This window comes from Zobellia barbeyronii (assembly GCF_018603515.1).
Taxonomy (GTDB): Bacteria; Bacteroidota; Bacteroidia; order Flavobacteriales; family Flavobacteriaceae; genus Zobellia; species Zobellia barbeyronii.
The window spans coordinates 1-3,065 of the sequence record NZ_JACATN010000016.1; the positions used below are offsets into that span (position 1 = coordinate 1).

Below are 3,065 nucleotides of genomic sequence, written 5' to 3' on the forward strand. Positions count from 1 at the left end.
TATTTTGTTTTTGCCAACTTTACTACCTACTTTAGATAACTACACACAACTGGGCATATATTCCAGAAGTCACAGCAATCTTCCACTCGGTAGGCTGCGCCTTCCGGAAGATATACCCGGACCGTTGCCATTAATAGCTCATAAATGAAAATAATACCTGAAAACAAAATTGAATTATACCTAAAACTAGGAAAAGTACTTGCCCATTTTCTAAAGGTTGATGCATACTTTGAAAGTAGAACATTTGATTGGATAAAACTTGAAAAAAGCAACACCAATTATAGAGCTACCTTGGTTAGAAGTTTTGATGAGGGAGACGAAATCTTTAACGATGTAGCAGAGTTTGAAACAGTAAACGTTTTGGACGAATATGAAAACAAAAGTTTAGAAGCGGATTTTAAAACCATTAGAAAATGGATTTTAGAAAATTTTGATTTAAAAATGGACGGGTTTCATCAAATGAAGGACTTGAAAATTAAATATTTGGAATTAGTAAAAGATAATAAGTTAGGCAGTCATTTAAACGATGAACATATTTAAAACTGTGCTGCAAAACATCCAATAAACTAATTGGTTTTCTAGTTTAATCGTTTGTTCAATTGGACAGACGCAAACGCAACTGTTATGTTGATGGACTTTTTAGCTTGTTTATGGAAATGGATTCTACTCAAACGTGTTACGAACCTTCTAATCTGCGCAATAGTTGCGCAATCGAAATGGAATCGGTTTCTAATCGTTGTATAAGCAGCGTAAAGAGCCTGTGCTTACTGTTGTGTTTCGCTACTAATGGCAACAATGGCTATAGCAAATAGGGCATAAAGTGCTATATTTAAAGGCTTGGACGTGTTTGCTAAGTCCGCCAAATCTTTTGGATTTGGCAATTAAAAAAGAAAAAATAATTACAAAACAAAAAGCTCTGGCTCGTAGACCAGACGGAAACGAAAAGTTTCCTTGCCTGCCCTACTTGTCATAGCCGAACCGTTAGCAAACATATAAATGAACATCAGCAAAAATATATTCTTAATTCTTTTTTTATTAATATCGACAATCAATTTTGCGCAAAATACATCTGAATTGGATTGTGAAAGCGGATTTGAAAAAATCGATACGGAAATTGAATCTCAAAAAATCGTTTCTTATAAAATTCTATATTCTAATAAATTATATACAGAAGAGAGCTTTGAATTTAGCGAAGGCGTTGTAATTATTTCAGATTTGAACAGCAAACTGACAATTAAAGAAATTATAAATATTATTGGGAGAATTGGTGTGAAAAATAAATTAAGTAAAGTTTTAGCTTTTAAAACCTGCAAAGCGGTTGAATATTACTTTGCGAATGAAAAACTAACACTTGAACAAACTGATTACCTTCAGGAAAACTTACTTCCGAGTATGGAAATTGACCTAAATAAATCATTAAGCAAAAAAGAAAGAAAAAAGAATAAAAGAAAACGTGACTTAATTGAATCTGTTTCTAAAGAATCTTGTGAAAAACTTTCAGAATTAGATAAATTGAATATGGATAGTTTTTCAATACTTGTTTCGAGTATTTCATCAAAATACGCTGAAAAGACGATGAAAGTTTATGAATTGCCTTTTGAGGAAAGTGTAGATGAATTTTTAAAAGATTTAATGAGTCATTTACTATTTGATTGTGAGACAGTACAAAAAATAGCAAAAAGGGATTAATAAAAATACGTTTGCTAACACCGTGTATAATTAATTGCTTTGGCAAGTGCTTATTTGGAAAATTCCTTCGGAATTTTCTCGCGTTCGTTTTTGTTTACTAAATTAGTTGCTTAACCACGCAACTAACCATACACAATCACGTTAGGCAAAATATAAAAAACCATGAAAATCAATCCAATTGACAGCTTAATTGAAAAGCTCGCGAAAGGATTTGCAAACACAGCGGATTTTGGAAAATTACAAGAAACCGAAGAGGGACGTAAAATGTTTGATTTTGTGGTCAAATCTATTTCTGAAATGGACACGTTTCAATCCTTATTTCTGAATTACTATATACCCGCCTCAAATAAATCAATTGCTGACAGTTGGACACAGATTTCAAAATCAAAATACAAACATCTGTTAAATATCAAAAAAGAGGACTTGAAAGAAAACCTTTATGAAACAATACGACTAGGATATATCGGACTTTTTCATAAATATGAATCCTATCTAAAAGCTCTAGTCGGAGCAACGGACTTTCTTATGAAGGACGTGAATGAAGAAAATGACCTTTTAAATATTAAAGAATACTGCCAAAAGGAATATGGAATAAATATTTATAAATCCCATAACCATTTCCCAATAACGAACCGAATTAATTACATTTCAAACTGTATAAAACATTACGATGGATTTCCAATAAAAGAACCGATTCACCCTGAATTTGAATCTTATGATAAAAATGAGAAAATCAAACATAGCCGAGATATTTTCAAATCTGATATTGAACGACTAAAGATTCATTGTGAGCTTTTACTAAGCCAACTAATGGCAATGGGATTTAAACAATATATGGACCTAGATTTTGAAACTATTCAGAAAAGTTTGAAACCTGAACTAGCGGAAAAACTAGATACCAAAGAGAAAATTTCGAAAATACGAAAGGACTTTGATTTCCTCTTATCGGACTTTCGGAAATAATACTTTGCCTAACAATGGCTATAACAAATAGGGCGTAAAGTGCTATATTTAATGGCTTGGGCTTGTTTACTAAGTCCGCCAAATCTTTTGGATTTGGCAATTAAAAAAATAAAGATAATTACAAAACAAAAAGCTCTGGCTCGTAGACCAGACGGAAACGAAAAGTTTCCTTGCCTGCCCTACTTGCCATAGCCGAACCGTTGAGGGAAATGACCTAAAGGCCGTGTTACTCCGCTGCAAAAAAACACGTACTGCATGAATAGCCGTTTTTTCACGACTCCCGTACCACTCATTTCCCTCAACGGTCCGGGCATGCCGCGACTTTTATAAAGGCTATTTTGTTTTTGCCAACTTTACTACCTACTTTAGATAACTACACACAACTGGGCATATATTCCAGAAGTCACAGCAAT

Annotated in this window: 3 protein-coding genes; all 3 read left to right on the forward strand. The window is 33.1% G+C overall.

Going from position 1 to position 3,065, the window contains the following annotated elements:
* The first annotated feature begins 144 nt into the window (after window positions 1-144).
* Complete coding sequence (locus HW347_RS20500) at window positions 145-540, forward strand: hypothetical protein (protein WP_214613586.1); 396 nt, start codon at window positions 145-147, stop codon at window positions 538-540.
* Window positions 541-996: 456 nt separating this feature from the next.
* Window positions 997-1,689, forward strand: a complete 693-nt coding sequence (locus tag HW347_RS20505) for a hypothetical protein (protein WP_214613587.1) — start codon at window positions 997-999, stop codon at window positions 1,687-1,689.
* 162 nt (window positions 1,690-1,851) lie between these two features.
* The gene (locus tag HW347_RS20510) at window positions 1,852-2,652 is read left to right on the forward strand and encodes a hypothetical protein (RefSeq protein WP_225902008.1); all 801 of its coding nucleotides are present in this window, start codon (window positions 1,852-1,854) and stop codon (window positions 2,650-2,652) included.
* The last annotated feature ends 413 nt before the right edge of the window (window positions 2,653-3,065 follow it).

Coding starts and splice junctions, on each gene's coding strand:
- HW347_RS20500 (WP_214613586.1), top strand. CDS start 145: ATGAAAATAATACCTGAAAACAAAATTGAATTATACCTAAAACTAGGA.
- HW347_RS20505 (WP_214613587.1), top strand. CDS start 997: ATGAACATCAGCAAAAATATATTCTTAATTCTTTTTTTATTAATATCG.
- HW347_RS20510 (WP_225902008.1), top strand. CDS start 1,852: ATGAAAATCAATCCAATTGACAGCTTAATTGAAAAGCTCGCGAAAGGA.